Source organism: Massilia suwonensis (assembly GCF_042655665.1).
Lineage (GTDB): Bacteria > Pseudomonadota > Gammaproteobacteria > Burkholderiales > Burkholderiaceae_D > Telluria > Telluria suwonensis.
On sequence record NZ_JBHSMR010000013.1, the window covers coordinates 1,347,940 to 1,366,125 of the forward strand.

20 protein-coding genes are annotated in these 18,186 nt (G+C 63.3%); 1 reads left to right on the top strand and 19 read right to left on the bottom strand.

Features of this window, described 5'->3' with window-relative positions:
- Positions 1-225: 225 nt before the first annotated feature.
- From ACFPQ5_RS14050 to ACFPQ5_RS14060, 3 genes are all read right to left on the bottom strand, one after another.
- Entirely contained in the window at positions 226-780 is a 555-nt protein-coding gene (locus ACFPQ5_RS14050; protein WP_379756587.1) for an NADPH-dependent FMN reductase, read from the bottom strand.
- 72 nt (positions 781-852) lie between these two features.
- Positions 853-1,161 (bottom strand): hypothetical protein, encoded by a 309-nt coding sequence (locus tag ACFPQ5_RS14055; protein WP_379756590.1) that lies wholly within the window; start codon positions 1,159-1,161, stop codon positions 853-855.
- A gap of 3 nt (positions 1,162-1,164) precedes the next feature.
- Positions 1,165-2,424: an MFS transporter gene (locus tag ACFPQ5_RS14060; RefSeq protein WP_379756593.1), complete on the bottom strand. Its 1,260-nt coding sequence runs from the start codon at positions 2,422-2,424 to the stop codon at positions 1,165-1,167.
- A gap of 375 nt (positions 2,425-2,799) precedes the next feature.
- On the opposite strand from ACFPQ5_RS14060, the gene ACFPQ5_RS14065 reads away from it, so the two are divergent.
- Positions 2,800-3,030, top strand: coding sequence for a hypothetical protein (locus ACFPQ5_RS14065; protein WP_379756596.1), 231 nt, complete (start codon positions 2,800-2,802; stop codon positions 3,028-3,030).
- A gap of 35 nt (positions 3,031-3,065) precedes the next feature.
- Here ACFPQ5_RS14065 and ACFPQ5_RS14070 read toward each other — a convergent pair whose 3' ends face one another.
- The 16 genes from ACFPQ5_RS14070 to nuoE are packed head-to-tail and all read right to left on the bottom strand — an operon-like array spanning position 3,066 to position 18,176.
- The gene (locus ACFPQ5_RS14070) at positions 3,066-3,431 is read right to left on the bottom strand and encodes a DMT family transporter (protein ID WP_465263135.1); all 366 of its coding nucleotides are present in this window, start codon (positions 3,429-3,431) and stop codon (positions 3,066-3,068) included.
- Positions 3,432-3,464: 33 nt separating this feature from the next.
- The gene (gene ispF / locus ACFPQ5_RS14075) at positions 3,465-3,977 is read right to left on the bottom strand and encodes a 2-C-methyl-D-erythritol 2,4-cyclodiphosphate synthase (protein ID WP_136218566.1); all 513 of its coding nucleotides are present in this window, start codon (positions 3,975-3,977) and stop codon (positions 3,465-3,467) included.
- Positions 3,978-3,984: 7 nt separating this feature from the next.
- On the bottom strand, positions 3,985-4,689 hold the full coding sequence (gene ispD / locus ACFPQ5_RS14080) for a 2-C-methyl-D-erythritol 4-phosphate cytidylyltransferase (protein WP_379756604.1): 705 nt from the start codon (positions 4,687-4,689) through the stop codon (positions 3,985-3,987).
- Positions 4,686-5,390 carry a hypothetical protein gene (locus tag ACFPQ5_RS14085; RefSeq protein WP_379756607.1) on the bottom strand — a complete coding sequence of 235 codons (705 nt, stop codon included), beginning with the start codon at positions 5,388-5,390 and terminating at the stop codon, positions 4,686-4,688. Before ACFPQ5_RS14085 ends, ispD begins: the two co-directional genes overlap by 4 nt.
- 4 nt (positions 5,391-5,394) lie before the next feature.
- Positions 5,395-5,961 (bottom strand): NUDIX domain-containing protein, encoded by a 567-nt coding sequence (locus ACFPQ5_RS14090; RefSeq protein WP_379756610.1) that lies wholly within the window; start codon positions 5,959-5,961, stop codon positions 5,395-5,397.
- A gap of 29 nt (positions 5,962-5,990) precedes the next feature.
- Positions 5,991-6,311, bottom strand: coding sequence for a DUF2818 family protein (locus tag ACFPQ5_RS14095; protein WP_379756613.1), 321 nt, complete (start codon positions 6,309-6,311; stop codon positions 5,991-5,993).
- A gap of 1 nt (position 6,312) precedes the next feature.
- A complete protein-coding gene (gene nuoN, locus ACFPQ5_RS14100; RefSeq protein ID WP_379756616.1) occupies positions 6,313-7,815 on the bottom strand; it encodes an NADH-quinone oxidoreductase subunit NuoN in 1,503 nt (500 codons plus the stop codon).
- Between the two features lie 15 nt (positions 7,816-7,830).
- On the bottom strand, positions 7,831-9,342 hold the full coding sequence (locus ACFPQ5_RS14105; protein ID WP_379756619.1) for an NADH-quinone oxidoreductase subunit M: 1,512 nt from the start codon (positions 9,340-9,342) through the stop codon (positions 7,831-7,833).
- 22 nt (positions 9,343-9,364) lie between these two features.
- Positions 9,365-11,434, bottom strand: a complete 2,070-nt coding sequence (gene nuoL, locus ACFPQ5_RS14110) for an NADH-quinone oxidoreductase subunit L (RefSeq protein ID WP_379756622.1) — start codon at positions 11,432-11,434, stop codon at positions 9,365-9,367.
- A gap of 34 nt (positions 11,435-11,468) precedes the next feature.
- Positions 11,469-11,777, bottom strand: coding sequence for an NADH-quinone oxidoreductase subunit NuoK (nuoK, locus tag ACFPQ5_RS14115; RefSeq protein ID WP_136218558.1), 309 nt, complete (start codon positions 11,775-11,777; stop codon positions 11,469-11,471).
- Entirely contained in the window at positions 11,774-12,430 is a 657-nt protein-coding gene (locus tag ACFPQ5_RS14120) for an NADH-quinone oxidoreductase subunit J (protein WP_379756625.1), read from the bottom strand. Before ACFPQ5_RS14120 ends, nuoK begins: the two co-directional genes overlap by 4 nt.
- A gap of 22 nt (positions 12,431-12,452) precedes the next feature.
- A complete protein-coding gene (gene nuoI / locus ACFPQ5_RS14125) occupies positions 12,453-12,941 on the bottom strand; it encodes an NADH-quinone oxidoreductase subunit NuoI (protein WP_136218556.1) in 489 nt (162 codons plus the stop codon).
- Positions 12,942-12,955: 14 nt separating this feature from the next.
- Positions 12,956-14,038, bottom strand: coding sequence for an NADH-quinone oxidoreductase subunit NuoH (nuoH, locus tag ACFPQ5_RS14130; RefSeq protein ID WP_379756629.1), 1,083 nt, complete (start codon positions 14,036-14,038; stop codon positions 12,956-12,958).
- Positions 14,038-16,374, bottom strand: coding sequence for an NADH-quinone oxidoreductase subunit NuoG (gene nuoG / locus ACFPQ5_RS14135; RefSeq protein WP_379756632.1), 2,337 nt, complete (start codon positions 16,372-16,374; stop codon positions 14,038-14,040). Before nuoG ends, nuoH begins: the two co-directional genes overlap by 1 nt.
- Positions 16,375-16,395: 21 nt before the next feature.
- Positions 16,396-17,691, bottom strand: coding sequence for an NADH-quinone oxidoreductase subunit NuoF (nuoF, locus tag ACFPQ5_RS14140; protein WP_379756635.1), 1,296 nt, complete (start codon positions 17,689-17,691; stop codon positions 16,396-16,398).
- Positions 17,688-18,176, bottom strand: coding sequence for an NADH-quinone oxidoreductase subunit NuoE (nuoE, locus tag ACFPQ5_RS14145; protein ID WP_379756638.1), 489 nt, complete (start codon positions 18,174-18,176; stop codon positions 17,688-17,690). The genes nuoF and nuoE overlap by 4 nt, the downstream gene beginning before the upstream one ends.
- Between the last annotated feature and the right edge of the window lie 10 nt (positions 18,177-18,186).

An 18,186-nucleotide genomic window follows, 5' to 3' on the forward strand; every position in this document is an offset into this window, starting at 1 on the left:
GTTGCCTCATTCATGGGTAAGTGTTTTAGGAGTAATCCATGTTTCGCCGGCGCCGCCCTGCTTGGCGCAGGAGGGGCGTCTTCCGCGCGAAGCCTCAAGGCTAGGGCAGCAGCATGTCCCGCATTTGCGCTTGCTCAAAGGTGCGCAAGTGTGAAAAGGAAGGTGAAAAAGAGAAAGGCCCCGTACCCGACAGCGCGGATACGGGGCCTTTTCACGGCAAAGTGCTCAGCCGGCGTGGCGCTCGACCCAGGCGGCGAAGGTGTCGACGAAGGTTTGCAGGAAGCCGCGCAGCGACTCGTCCTTCAGGTGGTCGCCGTCGAACTTGTCGGCGATACCGCCGAGATAGGCTTCCGGTGCGGGCATGGCCGGCATGTTCAGGAAAGGCAGGGTCTGGCGCAGGTGGTGGTTGGCGCCGAAGCCGCCCAGCGCGCCCGGCGACTGGCTGACGATGGCGCAGGGCTTGCCGCTCCAGGCCGCCTTGCCGTAGGGACGCGAGCCGACGTCGATCGCATTCTTCAGCGCGCCCGGCATCGAACGGTTGTATTCGGGCGTGATGAAGAGTACGCCGTCGGCGGCGCGAATCCGCTCGCGGAAGGCCGTGTAGGCCGGCGGCGGCGTTTCGGTATCGATGTCCTGGTCGTACAGCGGCAGGTCGCGGATCTCGACGACTTCCATGTCGAGCTTGCCTTCCGCCAGCTGCGTCATCACCTTGGCCAGCTTGCCGCTGTACGAATCCTTGCGCAGGCTGCCTACGACGATTGCGATTTTCTTCGATGCCATGCCTTCCCCTCTTTCTTCGTTTGCAAAACTTGATGGTAACCACTTTCCCGGAGGCGCGTGCGCGTGCCTCTTTCAGATGCGCCCACGCCGGAATGCAGCTAGGAATTTTCTTGCCTGGGCTGCGCTCAGCACCTGCACCGGATCGCCGTGCCAGGCGTACAGGAAAGGCTCGCCGCCGAGGCGGTCGGTCAGCTTGGCATTGAGCAGAAAGACTGTGCCGGCCGGATATTGCGCCGGGTCGCGCAAGGAGCTTGCGCACTGCACCCGCGTCGTCGGCGCGAAGGCCTGGCCCGGCATCGGCGCGATGCGCAGCCGGCCCGTGCGCGGGTCAGGCACGGAATGCACGGCCACCTCGCGGTAGGCCCAGCTGTCGCGCGCCACCTGTTACGCCTTGGCCAGCGCGGCGCCGCGCGCCACCGGCGCTTCGCGGATCGGCAGGTTGACCAAAGCCGCCGCCAGCGCCAGCGCGATGTCGGCGTACCACATCCAGCTGTAATCGCCGAAGCGGACGAAGGCCAGGCCGCCCAGCCAGGCGCCGAAGAAGCCGCCGATCTGGTGCGACAGCAGGGTCAGGCCGAACAGGGTCGCCAGATAGCGCGTGCCGAACAGTTTGCCGACCAGGCCGGCCGTCGGCGGCACCGTCGCCAGCCAGGTAAAGCCGAGCGCGGCGGCGAGTATGTAGAAGGTCAGCGCGGTCTTCGGCGCCAGCAGATACGCAATGATGATCAGCGCACGGCTGAAGTACATCAGGGCCAGCAGGTTCTTCATCCGATAGCGTGTCGACAGCGCGCCGGCCGTCAGGCTGCCGGCGATGTTGAAGAGGCCGATCAGGCCGAGCGCCGTGCCCGCCACGCCGACCGGTAGACCGCAAAGGGCAACTTCCCCGGGTAAGTGGGTCACGAGAAAGGCAATATGAAAACCGCAGGTAAAGAAGCCGGCATGCAGGCACAGGTAGCTGCGATCGCGCATCGCTTCGCGCAGCTGCTGGGTCAGGCCAAGGTGGGCGACCTGCGCAACCACCGGCGCCGCACCGGCCGCAGCCACCGTCGGCTGCGCGGCTTTGCGGCCGCGCATCAGCCAGGCCAGGGGAATCGTCAGCAAGGTGGTGGCGGCCATGCTCAGCATGGCGATGATCCAGCCGGGGCCGGCGATCAGGAACTGCATCAGCGGCGAGAACACGAACTGGCCGAAGGAGCCGCCGGCATTGATGAAGCCGGAGGCAAACGGACGGCGCGCCGCCGGCAGGCGCTGGGCGGTGGCGCCGATCAGGATCGAGAAGCTGCCGGCGCCCGCGCCCGCTGCCGAGAGCACGCCCATGGTCAGCAGCAGGCCCCATTCCGAACTGACGAAAGGCGTGGCGGCGAGGCCGCCGGCCAGCAGCAGCGCGCCGAGCACGATCACGCGCGCCGGGCCGTACTTGTCGGCAATGGCGCCAAAGACCGGCTGCGAGGCGCCCCACATGAACTGGCCCACGGCCAGCGCGAAGCTGATCGTCGCCACGCCTAGGCCGGTGGACGTGTTCAGCGGCGACAGGAACAGGCCCGTGGTCAGGCGCGCGCCCATGGTGATCATCAGAATCGCGCTGGCGGCCAGGATCAGGAGCCAGGCGGCACGTGGCGACATCTCGGTTTGGGTGCTCATCATCGTCCCGTTATTGTTGTTTGCCGCATCCGCATGCGGAACTGGAATGAGAGTTTAACAACGAACCGCCGGCCTTGCTGGCAGCCCCTCGATGTCGGTCCGGGACGCGAGATATCGAACTGATGATGTCGCACAAAGAAAGGCAGGGATCGGAACGAAATCTTTCTGGTCGAAGCATAGGTAGCGGGCGTGCGTCCTGGGTGCACCCAAGACGCACGATTGATCTCACCGGAACCAGCCACGAAAGAAACGCACAGAATGCATGAGCACACCACGAACACGGCCGCGGCAAGACGGCCACAGGCACGCGGCGCCGGGCCGGCCAGTTCTGCGCCGCGCAATTTTACCCACACCGCTTCATCACGCGGAGACGACGACATGGAACCAAGAATCGCGCGGCTGGAAAGTTTTGGCGACGAGTGCCGCAGGGAGATGCGCTCCGTCGATGTGCGCCTGGCAAAAATCGAAACCATCGCGGACGTCCTGGCGCAGAACGGGGCCACCAGGGCCGACGTCGCCCAGCTCGAATCGACCTTGATCAAGTGGTTCCTCGGCACCGCGACGGCCGTTGCCGGAGTGGCCTTCGCGGCGGCGAGAATGTTCCACTGAGCCGGGCCGGAGCGGACCGGCGCTCGCGGAGCGTGTTACTGCGACGACAGCTTCATCAGCACCAGGCCGCAGACGATCAGCACGGCGGCCAGGATGCGGGTCGGATTGAGCTGCTCGCCCAGCAGGACGACCCCGACGACGAAGGCGCCGACCGCGCCGATGCCGGTCCAGATCGTGTACGCGGTACCGAGGGGAATGCTGCGCATCGCGACGGACAGGCAGGCGAAGCTGGCCACCATCATGACACCGGTGACGATGGACGGCCATAGCCGTGTGAACCCCTCCGACTGCTTCATCGAATAAGCCCATACGACTTCGAATATTCCGGCGACAAACAACAAGATCCAGGCCATGACGGCGCTCCTTGAAAAGCGGGCCGTCCCGACACTGGTTCCCGGAATGGGGGGAGGTCGTCCTCCCTGTACGACGAGATCTTAGCTGCCGGCGCGAATCAGCATGGCAATCGCTTCAGCAGCCATGCCCTCTTCCCGGCCCAAGTAACCAAGCTTCTCGTTGGTCTTGGCCTTGATGTTCACCTGCTGTGGCGACACGCCCAGGTCTTCGGCAATGCGCGAGACCATGTGCGGGATGTGCGGCGCCATCTTCGGCTGCTGGGCGATGATGGTGGCGTCGACATTGCCGATCGTGTAGCCGGTGGCGACGACGCGGGTGGCGGCTTCGCGCAGCAGGACGCGCGAGTCGGCGCCGGCGAACATCGGGTCGGTGTCCGGGAAATGCTTGCCGATGTCGCCCAGCGCGGCCGCGCCCAGCAAGGCGTCGATGATCGCGTGCAGCAGCACGTCGGCGTCGGAATGGCCGAACAGGCCGAGGCGATGCGGGATGGTCACGCCGCCGACGATCAGCTTGCGCCCTTCGACCAGGCGGTGGCAGTCATAGCCGGTGCCGATGCGAAACGGTGGGGTCGGGTTGTAGGATGCGAGTGCCATGGTGTGCTTACAGTAATTCGGGTTGGGTCGTGGCCAGGTACATTTCGGCGATGCGCACGTCTTGCGGCAGCGTCACCTTCATGTTGCGCGGATGGCCCTCGACCAGTTTCGGCGACAGGCCGAGCGCCTCGACGGCGGAGGCGTCGTCGGTGATCTGGTTCGGGTCGCGTGCGGCCGCCAGCGCGTCGCGCAGCAGTTTATAGCGGAACATCTGCGGCGTCTGCGCCAGCCACAGTCCTTCGCGCGAGACGGTGCCGAGTTCGCCGGCAATGCTGCGCTTGACGGTGTCGACCACCGGCAGGGCCAGCAGGCCACCGACCGGGTGTTCGCCGGTCTGGGTGATCAGCTTTTCGATCAGGGCGTCGTCCAGTCCCGGCCGCGCCGCGTCGTGCACCAGCACCCAGTCGTTCTCGCGCAGCGTCGGGCTCAGGGCCGCGAGGCCGTTCTGCACCGACTCCATGCGGGTCGCCCCGCCGCAGCGCAGCACGGTCACGCCGTGGCTCGGTACGACGCTGTCGATGATCGGATCGTCGGGGCTGACCACGACGTAGGTGTGCGCAATCAGTTCGCTGAACAGGAAGGCGTCGATGGCATGACGCAGCATCGGCTTGCCGCCGATTTTCAGGTATTGCTTGGGACCGCTCGCGGCCATGCGCGCTCCGACGCCGGCGGCGGGAATCAGCGCGAAATAGCGTGGTGCCTGTGAATTCATGTGTTTCGTTTACTCTTTGCCGGTCTGATAAGAGACTGTACCTCACCTGCGCAAACTTTGCCGAGACGGGCGTATTCTTGCGGCGTATCGATTGCAGCCTGTAAACGCTCGACCTTCGCCATCTCGTTTTTAATGAAAGGCATCCAGCCGCTGTCGATTTCGCGCTGCAGGAGGCTGCGCGCCTGGCCGCGCGGCGCATACAGCGGCTTGCGGTCGAAGCGGCGCGCCAGGGCGGCGGCAATCACTTTCTCGGCTTGCGGCAGATAGTTCAGGTAGATGTCGCGGTGGCGCAATTCGTGCGCCAGGATATGGCGGTACGAGCAGGTATGCGCCGGGAATTCGCGCCCGATGTAGACGACGATCGGCAGGTAGTACAGATTGACTTCCAGCCGCGGCGCCACGCATTCGTAGCCGCTGGCCGGATCGGTCAGCATACGGCCCTCGACCTTGATGCCGACCTGCGAGGCGGTACGGGTCAGGCCCAGCACATAGCTGCCCGGCGTGCGATTGCCCTTCATCGCCGACAGGCCGTGATACGAGTACGTATGGTCGATGCGGTAGCCGTTCTGCTTCGAGCTCATGACCGAGACGCTTTGTCCGATCGTGTCCTCGCAGCGCGCCTGGAAGGCGGTGCGCGCGCTCGCCGGCGCAGGCGCGGGTGCAAGCGCGCACAGCAAGACGAGCGCGGCCAGCAGCTTCATGGATTCAAACCGGGCTTGGCGACCAGGTCCCGTTGACGATCTTTTCCAGCCAGAAGGCGCCGATGATGGTCTTGACGTCGGTGATCTCTCCCGACTTCACCATCTCCATCAGTTCCGGCACGGTGGCCGTGAAGATTTCGAGGAACTCGCCTTCGTCCAGCTTGGCCTCGCCCGCGGTCAGGCCGCGCGCCAGGAACAGTTCCAGGTGCTCGTCGGAATACGCGATCGCATTGTGGATGGTGCAGACGAAACGCCAGTCGGTGGCGGTGTAGCCGGTCTCCTCGACCAGCTCGCGCTTGGCGCAGTCCAGGTGGCCTTCGCCCGGATCGATTTTACCGGCCGGGAATTCGATGAAGACACGGTCGTTCGGGTAACGGAACTGGCGCTCGAGCAGCACGCGGCCGTCGTCGAGCAACGGCAGGATCACCACGGCGCCCGGATGGCGGATGTATTCGCGGTGGGTGACTTTGCCGTCCGGCAGTTGAATGCGGTCGCGCGAGACTTTGAGGAATTTGCCGTCGTAGGCGACTTCGCCGTCGAGGCGAACTTCCTTCAGGTGTTGCGAATCCATTGGACTCCCGAGTAAAGCGGTGATTGAAATCAGCGGCGCTTACGCAGGTATTTGAAAACAAAGCCCGGAAACGCCAGCACGAGGAACAGGCAGCCGGTCACCGCATAGAATTCCCAGCCCTGGGCAAACACGTTGCCGATGCGGGATTCGAGCAGGTAGCCGACGAGGCCGACGAGGAAGTATAAAACAAGGAGCTCGAGCAGGCGCGCCACGAAGGGCTTGCGGCGCACCTGGCCGGTTTGCGCTGGCTTCAGGGAGATGAAGCCGAACACGCGCTCGTTCGCAAACGGGAGGTTGGCGGCCAACAAGGCCACGACAACCACGATCCAGCCTGCGAACGAGACGTCCATCTCAGGACTTGAGGGTCAGCTGCATGGCCTGCAGGCAGGCGCTCAGCAAGGTGCCCGGGATCAGGCCCAGCAGCACGACCATGATACCGTTGATCGACAGCGCCACGCGCATGTCGCCATGGGTGACGATCGGCGAGGTATCGGCCGCTTCGTCGAACCACATCGTCTTGACGACGCGCAGGTAGTAGAAGGCGCCGATCAGCGAGAACATCACCGCGACCACAGCCAGCCAGACGGCGCCGGTGTTGGCGACCGCTTGCAGCACTGCCCACTTGGCCATGAAGCCCATCATCGGCGGCACGCCGGCCAGCGAGAACATCAGGATGGTCATCACGACGGCGAACCATGGGCTGCGGCGGCCCAGGCCCTTGAAGTCGGCGATCTGCTCGGCTTCGAAGCCCGAACGCGCCAGCATCATGATCAGGCCGAAGGCGCCCAGCGTGGTCAGCACGTAGGTGATCGAGTAGTACATGGCCGAGCTGTAGGCAGCGCCCATGTTCGAGCGGTCCTCGCCCACCACGCCGGCCAGCATGCCCAGCAGCACGAAGCCCATCTGGGCGATCGTCGAGTAGGCCAGCATGCGCTTGATGTTGGTCTGGGCGATCGCGGTCAGGTTACCGATTGCCAGCGACAGCACGGCCAGCACCAGCAGCATCTGCTGCCAGTCGTAGGCCATCTGGCCGAGACCCTCGACCAGGATGCGCAGCACCATGGCGAACGATGCCAGCTTCGGCGCGCCGCCCAGCAGCAGGGTCACGGCGGTCGGCGAACCCTGGTAGACGTCGGGCACCCACATGTGGAAGGGCACGGCGCCCAGCTTGAAGGCCATGCCGGCCACCAGGAACACCAGGCCGAACACGAGGATCGTGCTGTTGGCGCCGGTGGCGGCGCGGGCGGCGATTTCGTTCAGGTCGAGCGAACCGGTGGCGCCGTAGATCATCGAGATACCGTAGAGCATGAAGCCCGATGCCAGCGAACCCAGCACGAAGTACTTCATCGACGCTTCGGTCGAGATCGCGTGGTCGCGGCGCAGTGCCACCAGCGCGTACAGCGACAGCGACATCAGTTCCAGGCCCAGGTAGATCGACAGCATGCTGTTACCCGAGATCATGATCATCTGGCCCAGCATCGAGAACAGCGCGAGCACGTAGAACTCGCCGCCCAGGTTACCCGAGAGCATGCCGCGCTCGGTCGCGTACTGGCGCGAATACACCAGGGTGACGCCCACCGCGAGATAGGTGAACAGTTTCAACAGGTTCGACATCGGGTCCGACACGTACATGTTGTTGAACGTGTAGACGGTGGTGCCGGCGTTGTAGTCGGCCCAGCTGAAGACGGCGCAACCGACCAGGGTCAGCAGCGACAGCCAGTAGGTCACGTTGCGGCGCGACCCTTTTAAATACATGTCGATCAGCAGGATCGCGGAAGCCGCGATCAGCAGGAAGATTTCGGCGTAGACCGGCACCAGGTTGGTGTCGACTGCCGGTAATAAAGTGTTGTTCATGGCGTTGATGTCGATTTATTGAGGCAGCTGCGGGAGCTTGCTCACGGAAACGTGCTGCAGCAGGTCGGCCACCGAGGTTTGCAGCGTCTCGGCGATCGGCGCTGGATACAGGCCCATGTACAGCGTGGCGATGGCGAGCACGGCCAGGATCGCGAATTCGCGCTTGTTCAGGTCGACCAGCTCGGCGACGTGCTGGTTGCCGATCGGACCGAACACGACGCGCTTGACCATCCACAGCGAGTAGGCGGCGCCCAGGATCAGCGCGGTGCCCGAGGCCAGGCCGGTCCAGAAGTTGAACTGCACCGAACCCAGGATGACCATGAATTCGCCGATGAAGCCCGAGGTGGCCGGCAGGCCGGCGTTCGCCATCGAGAACAGCACGGCAAAGGCGGCGAACTTCGGCATCGTGTTGACGACCCCACCGTAGTCGGCGATTTCGCGCGAGTGGACGCGGTCATACAGCACGCCGATGCAGAGGAACATCGCGCCCGACACGAAGCCGTGCGAGATCGACTGCATCAGGCCGCCCTGCACGCCCATGTCGTTGAAGATGAAGAAGCCGAGGGTGACGAAACCCATGTGGGCGATCGACGAGTAGGCGACCAGTTTCTTCATGTCCTTCTGGACCAGGGCTACGAGACCAATGTAGATCACGGCGATCAGCGACAGCGCGATGACGACCGGCGCCAGGTAGTGCGAGGCGTCCGGGGTGATCGGCAGCGAGAAACGCAGGAAACCGTAGGCGCCCAGCTTCAGCATGATCGCGGCCAGCACGACGGAACCGCCGGTCGGCGCTTCCACGTGGGCGTCCGGCAGCCAGGTGTGCACCGGCCACATCGGCACTTTCACGGCGAAGGCCATGAAGAAGGCGATGAAGATCAGGATCTGTTCCTTCATGCCCAGCGGCTGGACGTGCCACTTCTGGATGTCGAAGGTGCCCGAGACGTTGTACAGGTAGATGATCGCGACCAGGGTCAGCAGCGAGCCGAAGAACGTGTACAGGAAGAATTTAAACGCCGCGTACACGCGGTTCGGGCCGCCGAAGACGCCGATGATGATGAACATCGGGATCAGGGTCGCTTCGAAGAAGAAGTAGAACAGCAGGCCGTCGAGCGAGGCGAACACGCCGATCATCAGGCCCGACAGCAGCAGGAAGGAGCCCATGTACTGCGACACGCGTTCCTGGATCACTTCCCATGCCGCCACGATCACGATGATGTTGATGAAGGCCGTCAGCGGAATGAACCACAGCGACAGGCCATCCACACCGAGACGGTAGAAGATGTTGAAGGCGCCGATCCACGGCGTGGCTTCATAGAACTGCATGCCATGGGCGGCGTTGTCGAAGTTCGTGATCAGCGGAATCGTCGGCAGGAAGCTGACGACCGCGCCGACCAGCGACAGCAGGCGGACAAAGCCCGCGTTCTTGTCGCGTCCCACGGCGAGCACGAGCACGCCGAACAGGATCGGGAGCCAGATAGCCAGGCTCAGGTAAGGAGGAAATGTAGAGATCGTAGACTGCATCATTTGTCTTTTTCTTTGCCTGTGATTAGCGCCAGAACGGGAAGAAGTACAGCAGGGTCGCCATGACGCCCACGATCATCACGAACGCGTAGTGATAGATGTAACCCGTCTGGAAAGTACGGGTGATCATCGAGAACCAGCCGACCAGCTTGGCCGAACCGTTGACCAGCAGGCCGTCGATCAGCGCGCGGTCGCCGCCCTTCCACAGGCCGGTACCGACTGCGCGTGCGCCGCCGGCGAAGACCGCCTGGTTGAACTTGTCCATGTAGTACTTGTTATCCAGCAGGGTGTGCAGGAACTTGAACTTGTCGTAGAACCAGGCTGGAACGCGCGGGTTGATCATGTAGCAGTAGTAGGCCAGTGCCACGCCGGCCAGTGCCAGCCAGAACGGTGCCGTGGTGAGACCGTGGGTGGCCATGCCGACCGCGCCGTGGAACTCTTCGCGCAGGACTTCCATCGCCGGGTGGTTTTCGCCGACCGTGATGACGCCCTTGAAGAAGTCGCCGTGCAGCATCGGGCCGATGGCCAGGAAACCGATGATCACCGAAGGGATCGCCAGCAGCACCAGCGGCAGGGTTACGACCAGCGGCGACTCGTGCGGCTTGTCGCCAGGCTGCAGGCCATGGTGGTGATGGTCGTCACCGTGCGCATCGGCGTGCTCGTCTTCCTCGTTGTGCGCGTCCGAATCGTGACCGTGGCTATGCGCCACCGGATGGTTCCAGCGCGACTCGCCGTGGAACACCAGGAAGTACATGCGGAACGAGTAGAAGGCGGTGACGAACACGCCTGCCAGCACGGCGAAGTAGGCAAAGCCGGCGCCCGGGATGTTCGAGGCGTGCACCGCTTCGATGATCGAGTCCTTCGAGTAGAAACCGGCGAAGAACGGAGTACCGATCAGGGCCAGCGAGCCGAGCAGCGAGGTGATCCAGGTGATCGGCATGTACTTGCGCAGGCCGCCCATGTTGCGCATGTCCTGGTCGTGGTGCATGCCGATGATGACCGAACCGGCGCCCAGGAACAGCAGTGCCTTGAAGAACGCGTGGGTCATCAGGTGGAACACGGCCACGGAATATGCCGAGGCGCCCAGAGCGACGGTCATGTAGCCCAGCTGCGACAGGGTCGAGTACGCGACGACGCGCTTGATGTCGTTCTGGATGATGCCCAGGAAGCCCATGAACAGCGCGGTGATGGCGCCGATGACGATGATGAAGGACAGCGCACCGTCCGACAGCTCGAACAGCGGCGACATGCGCGACACCATGAAGATGCCGGCGGTAACCATCGTTGCGGCGTGGATCAGTGCCGAGATCGGGGTCGGGCCTTCCATCGAGTCCGGCAGCCAGACGTGCAGCGGGAACTGCGCGGATTTACCCATCGCGCCGATGAACAGGCAGATGCAGGCGGCGGTCAGCAGCGGCCAGCCGATGCCAGGGACCGTCATGCCGACCAGCTTGTCGGCCTGGGCGAAGGTTTCGCCGTAGTGCATGGTGCCCGAGGCGGCCAGCAGCAGGCCGATACCGAGGATGAAGCCGAAGTCGCCGACGCGGTTGACCAGGAAGGCCTTCATGTTGGCGAAGATCGCGGTCGGACGGGTGTACCAGAAGCCGATCAGCAGATACGACACCAGGCCCACCGCTTCCCAGCCGAAGAACAGCTGCAGGAAGTTGTTCGACATGACCAGCATCAGCATCGAGAAGGTGAACAGCGAGATGTACGAGAAGAAGCGGTTGTAGCCTTCGTCCTCGGCCATGTAGCCGATCGTGTAGATGTGGACCATCAGCGACACGGAGGTCACGACGCACATCATCATTGCCGACAGCGTGTCGATCTGGAAGCCGACCGCCAGTTTCACGGTACCGACCTGCATCCAGGTGTAGATGTCCTGGTTGAAGCTAGCGCCGTCCAGCACCGCCATCAGGGTCTGCACCGAGATGATCAGGGCAATCAGGACGCCGAGGATGGTTGCCGTGTGGGAGACCTTGCGGCCGACCACGTTACCAAGGAACTTGGTACCAAGCAGGCCGGCAATCGCCGAGCCCGCCAGCGGCGCCAGAGGCACCGCCAGTAACATTGAGGAAGAGAGTTGCCCCGCCATGTTGAACCTTAATCGTTATTGTTTATCTGACCGATCAGCCCTTGAGGCTGTCGAGGTCTTCCACATTGATCGTGTCCAGGTTGCGGAACAGGACCACCAGGATCGCCAGGCCGATCGCCGATTCGGCGGCCGCGACGGTCAAAATGAAGAACACGAAGATCTGCCCCGCCGCGTCGCCCAGGTAATGGGAAAACGCGACGAAGTTCAGGTTCACCGCCAGCAGCATCAGTTCGATGGCCATCAGCAGGATGATGATGTTCTTCCGGTTCAGGAAGATACCCACGATCGAGATTGCGAACAGGATCGCGCCCAGGACCAGGTAGTGTGCGAGCGATAAAGTCATGGGGTTTGCTCCTTGTTCTGCGCTGCAGCGGCTGCAATAGCTGCTTCGTCGATGGCGCGCTGGTTCACCGCTTCCATCTTGACGATGCGCAGGCGGTCGTTACGCTTGACGCGGACAGCCGCGCCCGGGTCGATGGCCTTGCTGTCCTTGCGCTTGCGCAGGGTCAGCGAGACGGCGGCAATGATACCTACCAGCAGGATCACGGCGGCCACTTCGAAGCCGTAGATGTACTTGGTGTAGATCAGGCGGCCCAGTTCCTTGGTGCCGCCGATGTTCAGCGCGGCCGCTTCCGGGGTCTGGGCGAAGCCGCTGTAGCCATTCCACAGCACCAGGGCCATCTCGATGACGACGACGGCGCCGATGATCGAGGCCAGCGGCACATAGCCGAGGAAGCCTTCGCGCATGCGGTCGATATTAATGTCGAGCATCATGACGACGAACAGGAACAGCACCATGACGGCGCCGACGTAGACGAGCACCAGCACGATGGCCAGGAACTCGGCCTTCAGCAACAGCCAGATGCCGGCCGCGTTGAAGAAGGCGAGCACGAGGAACAGCGCGGCGTGCACCGGGTTCTTCGCGGTAATGACGCGCAGCGCGGACAGCACCATGATGGCCGCGAAGACGTAGAACAATCCAGTAGTAAATTGCATGACTGTACGAGACCTTTTCTTCTTAACGGTACTTGGCATCGGCCGCGCGGGCGGCGGCGATGTCGGCTTCGTAGCGGTCGCCCACGGCCAGCAGCATCTCTTTGGTGTAGTAGAGATCGCCGCGCTTTTCGCCGTGGTATTCCAGCACGTGGGTCTCGACGATCGAGTCGACCGGGCAGGACTCTTCGCAGAAGCCGCAGAAGATGCACTTGGTCAGGTCGATGTCGTAGCGTGTGGTACGGCGGGTGCCGTCTTCGCGCTGCGCCGATTCGATCGTGATGGCCATGGCCGGGCACACCGCTTCGCACAGTTTGCAGGCGATGCAGCGCTCTTCCCCGTTCGGGTAGCGGCGCAGCGCGTGCAGGCCGCGGAAGCGGTTCGACATCGGCGTCTTTTCTTCCGGATACTGCACGGTGATCTTGCGCGACAAGGCGTAGCGGCCCGTCAGGGCCAGCCCCTTGAACAGCTCGGACAGCATCAGGCTGCCGAGGATTTCTTTAATTCGGTTCATTTGAATGCGCTTCCTTACTTCCAGATATTCCAGGACGTCTGCATGACGCCGGCAACCAGCACCAGCCAGACCAGCGTGATCGGAATGAAGACTTTCCAGCCCAGGCGCATGATCTGGTCATAGCGGTAACGCGGGAAGGTGCCGCGGACCCAGATCATCATGGACACCAGCAGGAACATCTTCAGGAACAGCCAGAAGAAGCCGCCGAAGGCGCCGCCGAACTCGAGGAACGAGAACGGTGCGTGCCAGCCGCCCAGGAACATGATCGATGCCAGGGTTGCGATCAGGATCATGTTGGCGTATTCAGCCAGCATGAACATCGCGTAGGACATGCCCGAGTACTCGACCATGTGGCCCGCGACGATCTCCGACTCGCCTTCCACCACGTCGAACGGGTGGCGGTTGCACTCTGCCAGGCCGGAGACGAAATAGATGACGAACAGCGGCAGCAGCGGCAGCCAGTTCCACGAGAGGAAGTTCAGGCCATTGCTTGCAGCCATGCCGACGGCCTGGCCCGCGACGATGTCCGAGAAGTTCAGGCTGCCCGAGACCATCAGCACCACGACCATCACGAAGCCCATCGGGATTTCATAGGAAATCATCTGGGCCGAGGCGCGCATGGCGCCCATGAACGAGTACTTCGAGTTCGAGGACCAGCCGGCGATGATGATGCCGTAGACTTCGATCGAGGTGATCGCCAGCAGCAGGAGCAGGCCGGCGTTGACGTTGGCCAGCGCCGCTTGCGGGCCGAAAGGCACGACCGACCAGGCGGCCAGGGCCGGCATGATGGTCATGATCGGGCCCAGCACGAAGAGTTTTGTGGTCGCCTTCGACGGGATCACGATCTCCTTCAGCAGCAGCTTGACTGCATCGGCGATCGGCTGCAGCAGGCCGATCGGACCCACGCGGTTCGGACCCACGCGGATCTGGATCCAGCCGATCAGCTTACGTTCCCACAGGGTAGCGTAAGCGACCAGGCCCATCAGCGGCAGCAGCACGCACAGGATCTTGATCAGGGTCCAGGCCACTGGCCAGACCGGGCCCAGCAGCGCGTCGCCGCCGGTGTAGACGTTATCGATAAAACCGGGCGTTGCCATTACTTGCCCTCCCCTGCTTTTTCAACATTAATCGAGCCGAACATCGCGCCCAGCGTGGCGGTGGCCGGGTGCGCGGCGGCGACACGCACGACGTTCGCCGGCAGGCGGGCGTCGATGTCGGCCACCAGCAGCGCGCTGCCATTGCCTTGCGTGACTTTGACGACGTCGCCCGCGACCACGCCCAGCTTCTCGGCGAGCGCCTTCGGCAGGCGAGCCAGCGGCTGCTGGCCATCGGCCGTGCGCAGCAGCGGTTCCGAACGGCGCGCGATGGCGTCGGCGAAGTAGATCGGCACGTCGGCCAGGCGCTGCAGGCTGCCCTGCTCTTCCGAGCGAGCGGCTGCGGTCGGCGCCAGCTTGGCCACGTTGTTCAGCTTGCCCGACAGATCGGTCACGCCCTTGCCCAGCGCTTCGTCGCGGATCGATTCGGCGGTGTCGTAGTCAAAACCTTGCAGGCCGAGCAGGTTGCCCAGCACGCGCAGCACTTTCCAGGCCGGACGGGTCTCGCCCAGCGGTTTCACGGTGCCGTTGAAGCTCTGTGCGCGGCCTTCGCAGTTGACGAAGGTGCCGGCGGTCTCGGTGAACGGCGAGATCGGCAGCAGCACGTCGGCGTAGTCCATGCCGTGCTTGAACGGCGACATGGCGACGACCATCTCGGCGCCGTTCAGTGCGGCCAGGGCTTGCTGCGGATTCGCGGCATCCAGCTCCGGCTCGGCGTTAAGCAATACATAAGCTTTCTTCGGTACGCTGAACAGGTCGGCATTGCTGGTCGCGCCGACCAGGTAGCCGCCGACCGTGTTCGCGGCTTCCACGAAGGAACCGAACTTGGCGCCCGTCGCGTCGGCGATCCACTGCGCGGCGGCGTGGATCTTCGAGGCTTGCGGGTGGTGCGAAGCGGCGTTGCCCAGCAGGACGGCGCCCGGGGTGTCGCCGTCGATCGCGACCAGCGAGGCAGCGATGGCCTTGGCCACGTCGCCTGCCTGCACGTTCTCGAAACCGGCAGGGGCCGAGACGTTCTTCGCGCTGGCCACGGCCGAGACGACTTCCGACAGCACGGCCAGCCAGTCGTTCGGCGCGGCGATCAGTTTATTCGCGGTTGGAATCAGGTTGTCCTCGTCCGAACCGTGCAGGATCGACAGCTTGGCGCCGCCTTTCACTGCCGTACGCAGGCGGGTGGCGACCAGCGGGTGATCCTTGCGCAGGAAGGAACCGATGACGAAGGCGCGCTTGAGCGACGACAGTTCGGCGATCGGCATGCCCAGCCATGGGGTGACGGAACCGTCCAGGGCGAAGTCGCTCTGGCGCAGGCGGAAGTCGACGGCGTTCACGCCGAAGCCGCGCATGGCTTTGTTCAGCAGGAATAGTTCTTCGACGGTCGAGTGCGCGGTCGCTACGGCGGCGATGCTGTCGTTGCCGTGTTCGTGACGGATGTTGCGCAGGCCGTGGGCGACGTATTCCAGCGCCGTCTGCCAGTCGGTTTCCTGCCACTGGCCGCCCTGCTTGATCATCGGATTGATCAGGCGATCGGCGTTGTCCAGGGCTTCGTACGAGAAGCGGTCCTTGTCCGACAGCCAGCACTCGTTGATGTGTTCGTTTTCCAGCGGCAGCACGCGCATGACTTTGCCACCCTTGACCTGGACGATCAGGTTCGAGCCAAGCGAGTCGTGCGGCGACACCGATTTACGGCGCGACAGTTCCCATGGACGAGCCGAGTAACGGAAAGGCTTCGAGGTCAGCGCGCCCACCGGGCACAGGTCGATCATGTTGCCCGACACTTCCGAGTCGACGGTCTTGCCGACGAAGGTCGTGATTTCCGAGTGCTCGCCGCGGCCCAGCATGCCGAATTCCATGACGCCGGCCACTTCCTGGCCGAAACGCACGCAACGGGTGCACTGGATGCAGCGGCTCATCTCTTCCATCGAGATCAGCGGACCGGCTTCCTTCGGCGTGACGACGCGCTTTTCTTCGTTGTAGCGCGAGTTGCTCTTGCCGTAGCCGACGGCCAGATCCTGCAGCTGGCATTCGCCGCCCTGGTCGCAGATCGGGCAATCCAGCGGGTGGTTAATCAGCAGGAACTCCATGACCGACTTCTGCGCGGCCACGGCCTTGTCGCTGTGGGTGCGCACGATCATGCCGGGCGTGACCGGGGTAGCGCAGGCCGGCATCGGCTTCGGCGCTTTTTCCACTTCGACCAGGCACATGCGGCAGTTCGCTGCGATCGACAGTTTCTTGTGATAGCAGAAGTGCGGGATATAGGTCCCGAGTTTGTTTGCGGCGTCCATCACCATGGAACCTGGTGCGACTTCGACTTTTTTGCCGTCTAATTCAATTTCAACCATTTGATCGTTACCTGACCTGGCTTAAAGGTATGCGGGCACGAGGCATTGCTTGTGCTCGATGTGATGAATGAATTCCTCACGGAAGTTCTTGATCATGGCCTCGACCGGCATCGCGGCGGCTTCGCCGAGTGCGCAGATCGTGCGGCCCTTGATGTTGAACGCAACATTGTTCAGCAGCTCGATATCTTCCGGACGACCTTGTCCGTTTTCGATACGGTGCACCATGCGGTACAGCCAGCCGGTGCCTTCGCGGCACGGCGTGCACTGGCCGCAGGACTCTTCGTAGTAGAAGTAGGACAGGCGCAGCAGCGACTTGACCATGCAGCGCGTCTCGTCCATGACGATGACGGCGCCCGAACCCAGCATCGAACCGGCCTTCGCGATCGAGTCGTAGTCCATGTCGGTTTCCATCATGACTTCGCCGCGGATCACGGGAGCCGAGGAACCGCCTGGAATCACGGCCTTGATCTTCTTGCCGCCGCGCATACCGCCGGCCAGCTCGAGCAGCTTGGCGAACGGGGTGCCCAGCGGGATCTCGTAGTTGCCCGGACGCTCGACGTCGCCCGAGATCGAGAAGATCTTGGTGCCGCCGTTGTTCGGCTTGCCCATGCCCATGTAGTTCTCGGGGCCGACGTTCATGATGAACGGCACGGCGGCGAAGGTTTCGGTGTTGTTGATGGTGGTCGGCTTGCCGTACAGGCCGAACGAGGCCGGGAAAGGCGGCTTGAAGCGCGGCTGGCCCTTCTTGCCTTCGAGCGACTCCAGCAGTGCGGTTTCTTCGCCGCAGATGTAGGCGCCGTAGCCGTGCGCGGCGTGCAGCTGGAAGCTGAACGTCGAACCCATGATGTTATCGCCCAGGAAGCCGGCGGCACGCGCCTCTTCCAGCGCTTCTTCGAAGCGCAGGTATTCCTGGAAGATCTCGCCGTGGATGTAGTTGTAGCCCACGGTGATGCCCATCGCGTAGGCGCCGATGGCCATGCCTTCGATCAGCGCATGCGGGTTGTAGCGGATGATGTCGCGGTCCTTGAACGTACCCGGCTCGCCTTCGTCGGTGTTGCAGACGAGGTATTTCTGGCCAGGGAACTGGCGCGGCATGAAGCTCCACTTCAGGCCGGTCGGGAAACCGGCACCGCCGCGGCCGCGCAGGCCCGAGGCCTTCAGGTCGGCAATGACCTGTTCCTGGGTGACGCCACCCTCGAGGATACGGCGCAGGGCCGAATAGCCGCCGCGCTTGACGTAGTCTTCCAGGTGCCAGTTTTCGCCGTTCAGATCCTTCAGGATCAGCGGGTTGATGTGACGGTCGTGCAGGCTGGTCATTGCTTTGCTTCCTTCAATTCTTCAACCAGGGCGTCGATTTTCTCGTTGCTCATGAACGAGCACATGCGGTGGTTGTTCACCAGCATGACCGGCGCGTCGCCGCAGGCGCCCATGCATTCGCCTTCCATCACGGTGAACTGGCCGTCTTCGGTGGTGCCGCGGAATTCGACGCCGAGTTTTTGCATCAGGTGGTGCGCCGCGCGCTCGCCGCCCGACAGCGCGCACGGCAGGTTGGTGCACACGGTGATCTTGTGCTTGCCGACCGGGCGGGTGTTGTACATGTTGTAGAAGGTCGCCACTTCCTGCACGGCGATCGCCGGCATGCCGATGTAGTCGGCGACTTCCTGCATGGTGTCGGGCGACAGCCAGCCCAGTTCGACCTGGGCGTGGGCCAGCGCGGCCATCACGGCCGACTGGCGCTGGTCGGCCGGGTACTTGGCCAACTCGCGGTCGATTTTTTTATAGCACTGCTCGGATAACAACATAATCTTTTCT

Excerpts from the sequence above, each read along its gene's own strand:
- ACFPQ5_RS14050 (WP_379756587.1), bottom strand. The coding sequence starts at position 780 with ATGGCATCGAAGAAAATCGCAATCGTCGTAGGCAGCCTGCGCAAGGAT.
- ACFPQ5_RS14060 (WP_379756593.1), bottom strand. The coding sequence starts at position 2,424 with ATGATGAGCACCCAAACCGAGATGTCGCCACGTGCCGCCTGGCTCCTG.
- ACFPQ5_RS14065 (WP_379756596.1), top strand. The coding sequence starts at position 2,800 with ATGGAACCAAGAATCGCGCGGCTGGAAAGTTTTGGCGACGAGTGCCGC.
- ispF (WP_136218566.1), bottom strand. The coding sequence starts at position 3,977 with ATGGCACTCGCATCCTACAACCCGACCCCACCGTTTCGCATCGGCACC.
- ispD (WP_379756604.1), bottom strand. The coding sequence starts at position 4,689 with ATGAATTCACAGGCACCACGCTATTTCGCGCTGATTCCCGCCGCCGGC.
- ACFPQ5_RS14085 (WP_379756607.1), bottom strand. The coding sequence starts at position 5,390 with ATGAAGCTGCTGGCCGCGCTCGTCTTGCTGTGCGCGCTTGCACCCGCG.
- ACFPQ5_RS14090 (WP_379756610.1), bottom strand. The coding sequence starts at position 5,961 with ATGGATTCGCAACACCTGAAGGAAGTTCGCCTCGACGGCGAAGTCGCC.
- ACFPQ5_RS14095 (WP_379756613.1), bottom strand. The coding sequence starts at position 6,311 with ATGGACGTCTCGTTCGCAGGCTGGATCGTGGTTGTCGTGGCCTTGTTG.
- nuoN (WP_379756616.1), bottom strand. The coding sequence starts at position 7,815 with ATGAACAACACTTTATTACCGGCAGTCGACACCAACCTGGTGCCGGTC.
- ACFPQ5_RS14105 (WP_379756619.1), bottom strand. The coding sequence starts at position 9,342 with ATGATGCAGTCTACGATCTCTACATTTCCTCCTTACCTGAGCCTGGCT.
- nuoL (WP_379756622.1), bottom strand. The coding sequence starts at position 11,434 with ATGGCGGGGCAACTCTCTTCCTCAATGTTACTGGCGGTGCCTCTGGCG.
- nuoK (WP_136218558.1), bottom strand. The coding sequence starts at position 11,777 with ATGACTTTATCGCTCGCACACTACCTGGTCCTGGGCGCGATCCTGTTC.
- ACFPQ5_RS14120 (WP_379756625.1), bottom strand. The coding sequence starts at position 12,430 with ATGCAATTTACTACTGGATTGTTCTACGTCTTCGCGGCCATCATGGTG.
- nuoI (WP_136218556.1), bottom strand. The coding sequence starts at position 12,941 with ATGAACCGAATTAAAGAAATCCTCGGCAGCCTGATGCTGTCCGAGCTG.
- nuoH (WP_379756629.1), bottom strand. The coding sequence starts at position 14,038 with ATGGCAACGCCCGGTTTTATCGATAACGTCTACACCGGCGGCGACGCG.
- nuoG (WP_379756632.1), bottom strand. The coding sequence starts at position 16,374 with ATGGTTGAAATTGAATTAGACGGCAAAAAAGTCGAAGTCGCACCAGGT.
- nuoF (WP_379756635.1), bottom strand. The coding sequence starts at position 17,691 with ATGACCAGCCTGCACGACCGTCACATCAACCCGCTGATCCTGAAGGAT.
- nuoE (WP_379756638.1), bottom strand. The coding sequence starts at position 18,176 with ATGTTGTTATCCGAGCAGTGCTATAAAAAAATCGACCGCGAGTTGGCC.